At 29.9% G+C, this 4,003-nt stretch carries 6 protein-coding genes; 4 read left to right on the top strand and 2 right to left on the bottom strand.

Annotated features, from left to right (window positions below):
- Both AB8B65_RS15145 and AB8B65_RS15140 read left to right on the top strand, forming a co-directional pair.
- Nucleotides 1-379 (top strand): helix-turn-helix domain-containing protein (locus tag AB8B65_RS15145; RefSeq protein ID WP_405302106.1); only part of this gene is annotated, 379 nt, incomplete at its 5' end.
- Nucleotides 380-483: 104 nt separating this feature from the next.
- Nucleotides 484-753 carry a hypothetical protein gene (locus tag AB8B65_RS15140; protein ID WP_405302105.1) on the top strand — a complete coding sequence of 90 codons (270 nt, stop codon included), beginning with the start codon at nucleotides 484-486 and terminating at the stop codon, nucleotides 751-753.
- Between the two features lie 105 nt (nucleotides 754-858).
- On the opposite strand, the gene AB8B65_RS15135 is transcribed toward AB8B65_RS15140, so the two are convergent.
- The gene (locus tag AB8B65_RS15135; protein ID WP_405302104.1) at nucleotides 859-1,107 is read right to left on the bottom strand and encodes a class I lanthipeptide; all 249 of its coding nucleotides are present in this window, start codon (nucleotides 1,105-1,107) and stop codon (nucleotides 859-861) included.
- A 284-nt stretch (nucleotides 1,108-1,391) separates the two neighbouring features.
- Between AB8B65_RS15135 and AB8B65_RS15130 the strand changes: the two genes are divergently transcribed.
- Nucleotides 1,392-3,167 (top strand): helix-turn-helix domain-containing protein, encoded by a 1,776-nt coding sequence (locus tag AB8B65_RS15130; protein ID WP_405302103.1) that lies wholly within the window; start codon nucleotides 1,392-1,394, stop codon nucleotides 3,165-3,167.
- 86 nt (nucleotides 3,168-3,253) lie between these two features.
- A complete protein-coding gene (locus AB8B65_RS15125) occupies nucleotides 3,254-3,520 on the top strand; it encodes a hypothetical protein (protein ID WP_405302102.1) in 267 nt (88 codons plus the stop codon).
- 273 nt (nucleotides 3,521-3,793) lie between these two features.
- Here AB8B65_RS15125 and AB8B65_RS15120 read toward each other — a convergent pair.
- The coding region (locus tag AB8B65_RS15120) for a hypothetical protein (RefSeq protein ID WP_405302101.1) at nucleotides 3,794-4,003 on the bottom strand (210 nt) is incomplete at its 5' end.

Below are 4,003 nucleotides of genomic sequence, written 5' to 3'. Positions count from 1 at the left end.
GACTAGTCTTCCGATTGACGATCAAAAAATAGCGCAAGTTTTGAAAGAGCTAGATAAGTTTGAAGAAAAGAAATTGTTCTTAGATCAAAATTGTGATTTAGCATTTGTTGCTAAGAAAGTAAAAATTAACAAAGGGTATTTATCCAAAATTATTTATGTGCATAGACAACAAAAATTCATTGATTACATAAGAAGTCTACGAATTAATTATGCGCTTAAGAAATTGAAAGAAGATAAAGTATTTAGAGCGTATGATATTAAATCTATCGCTAAAGAATCTGGGTTTAAATCTTCTGATTCTTTCTCTAGAGCCTTTGTAAAAAACACAGGAATTTACCCTTCGTTTTACGTTAAAAGTATAAATAAATCAGAAGATTAAAACCTTCACAAAACAATCGATAATCGACGAATTATCGATTGTATTTTTTTGTGATAAGCGATTCAAGAATTACTTTTCATCCCTAACATTAAAATTTTATTGCAATGAAAAAACATCAAAAATTAGATCTAAAGAAAATTAAGATCGCAAAAATAAGCCACAACCTCTATAAATTAAAAGGAGGCTCAATAACTGATAGTGATACTATTCCATATACGGAAGCAGAAACTTGCAACACGTGTCCTACAATGAATAATTGTAATACAGATGAGGCTGCTGGCTGTTATAATCAAACACAAACTGGCTCTCAAAAAACACGTGCTCAAGAAACTGTCACAGTAGTAACTTGTGGCATTGACCCTACTAGTGTGTAATTCACAATAATAAAAATATCATCATAAAATGAAAACCCTGCGTTAATTACTTAATGCAGGGTTTTTTGGATACTTAAACTCAGTATCTCTTAATTTTAAAAAATCTTAACAAAGAAAAACTGAATATGTTGGCACTGTACAACCTTGTTGGTTGGTTTCACAATCTGCTGTATCATTCCCTGTTCCTCCACAACCTGGTGCTGTTGTAGGACATGCTGCGTCATGTGTTGGACAACAAATACCTAAAGGAACACATGAAATCGTTTTTGCTCCACCAACAATGTTTTCATTAGTGTTTAATTTAGAAATTGATTTCTTGTTAAGTGATAGACTTGTTAAACTCTTTTTTTTCATAATAAATGTGTTTTGAAAGTTAATAATATTGGAATAAAACTAACTGTAAAACATGGCGCTCACAACAAAAGTAATCTATGATTCGTCGATTGTCGATTGTAAATTTGACAGGTATTTTCAGTGACATTAAGATGTTTCAAAAAAAATAAAAAAATCTGATCAAAAATTTAGTTGACTAATATTTTAGTAGATTTGTATGATTCGTAGCCGAATTCATAGCTTTTTCTATTGTTAGTAACACCCGTTTCACGCAATTGAATATTCATATTTTACATTATAATTTTATGCGCTTTATAATTCCTCCAATTTATGCTAAGCTGTTACTGCTTTTCTGTATATATACCTCAACACACACTTTTTATGCACAAGAACAAGAAATTGATTCGTTAGCGAAGTATTCTGATAGTGAATTATATAGATTATCATTAGAATCCCTGTATGATAAATCAAATAAATCGTTTACATACGCTAACAAACTTTTTGAAAACGCTAAAAATAAAAATGACAATACACAGTTATTTCAAGCTTATAAACTTTATGGGATATTAGAAAATGAAAAAGGGAACCATGAAAAAGCATTTCAACATATAGATACTGCCAGAGATATTGCTGTAAAAAGCTTGAAAAACAAAAAACTTGAAGCATTAGCCACCTTTATGAAAGGTAAGTTTTTCTATGATTATGGCAAATACGAGGAAGCTTTTGAACATTATAAAACAGCTTATAACTACTACAAAGACAGCAATGAGCGAATGTCTTATATAATTTCGTATAATACAGCTTTAATTAAAAATGTTTTGGGAGATCAAAAAGGAGCTTTAAAAATTCTTTTAAAAAATTACAATGATTATAAAGCTTCTTCTGAAGATGAACGAAAAACTAACTTCACTCCTCATTCTTACTCAAATATTTTAATCACATTGGGAGATACTTATTTAAAATACGCTAATGATGAAAAAGATTTAAGGAATCGTTTTCTAGATTCTGCTAGAATATATAATAGACTAGGGTTAAAAGAGACCGAGTTTACTAAAGAGAATAATACATACATATACTTTTTAACACAAAAAGGAATCATCAGCTATGAGGAAGAAAAATACAAACAAGCTATTTTAGAATTTTCTGTTGCAGAATCAAAAGCAATTGCGCAAAACGATATCGGAAATTTATCCAGCATATATTATTATACCGGAGTTAGTCATAAAAATCTTAATGAAGAAGATGAAGCAATTAAATTCTTAAAAAAAACCGATTCACTTGCTAAAAAAAATGCTAAAAATTACCTGCTCTTAGATAGAACATATTATACGTTAACAGATATTTTTAGCAAAAGAGGAGATGGAGAGAATACTTCAAAATATTGGGAACTGTACAAAAAGAATAATAAAATTAATGAACATGTTAGTAAGAATGTAAAAAATGCTATCAAAGATTATGATATAGAAAAACTTGAAGAACAAATAAAAAATTTAATTGCTGCTAAGAAAAAAGAAGAAAAAAACTATTCAAAAGCGCTTATTATAATTTTTATTCTCGGTTTAATTTTAATCACATACTTAATTTATTCTAGCAAAAAACAACGCTATAATAAAGCTAAGTTTACTAAGTTATTAAAAGAGTTAGAAACCAACAAAAAAGAAGAATCTCCTATTCAACAAAAGAAAGCAAAATCTACCTTAACGATAGATGAAGAAAAAGTACAACAAATTCTTATTGCCCTAACTAAGTTTGAACAAAAGGAACAATTTTTAGATGCAAACTGTGATTTGGCTTTTGTCGCTAAAAAAGTAAAAACTAATAAAGCATATTTATCAAAAGTAATTCACTCAGAAAAGCAGCAAAAGTTTATTAAATATATTACAGATTTACGGATCAATTATGCCTTAGAAAAACTGAAAGAAGATAAGCTGTTTCGTTCGTACGATATCAAATCTATTGCTTCTGAACTGGGTTTCAAATCGCCTGATTCGTTCTCAAGAGCCTTTAAAAACAAAACAGGCATTTACCCATCCTATTATATTAAAAACATCAATAAAATCAATAGCTCAGAAGACATTTAAGAACCATCAATTCGATAATTACAGGTCGTTTTGTTTTGTTTTTAAAGCTTCACATACTACTTTCGATCCCACTAAAACATATTGTCATGAAGAAACAAAAAAAATTAAACTTAGGAAAAATTAATATTGCAAATGTAAATATTGTAAATGAACTTATTGGTGGAGTTACTACGCAATGTAATACAGAAGGAGGAAATGTTCCTTTTGAAGAAAGTTGTGTTTGCACTCAAGTTCTCACTAAATGTTGCGCAATCTCTATACCTGATACTATCTGTGCAACGACGCAACACACAAAAGCAGAAAGTAATTACTGTGGTGGTGGTGATCCAAGTCAAAACGGTGAAATTTGCTAGAAATTAATTCTCCTAAACAAAACACAAAAGCGCATCAATCAATTGATGCGCTTTTTTTGTCGTCCGTGTCCATTCCCCCAAATTGTAACGAACGACTTTTTGTTTTGTATTATGAAGTAAAACTATGACGAAAAAGCCGTTTATACAATCAATAGAAACTATGATTCGATAATTATAGGCAGCAAAAATTACTGCAACACTAACATTTACAGATAACTACAAAAAAAAGCCGCAATCAATGATTGCAGCTTTGGTATATGTATAAAAATGCTGTTAGAAGTGGAATCCGAAAGCTCCGGTAACTCCAAATTGTCGCGCGTCTATGTTATTTTTGTAATTTCCACGGAAGTTAAAATCGATTCGAAAGACCTTAAATATATTTCCTATTCCGAGTGAATATTCCCAATAAATTTCTTTATTAGGTGCAATGCCTTCTGGCGTAATACTACTAAATGGCAAACTCTGAAACGCAGGAACATTCAT

Source organism: Kordia sp., from assembly GCF_045105435.1.
GTDB lineage: Bacteria > Bacteroidota > Bacteroidia > Flavobacteriales > Flavobacteriaceae > Kordia.
Note: the sequence above shows the minus strand (reverse complement) of the source record. Positions and strands in the feature narration are given on the sequence as shown.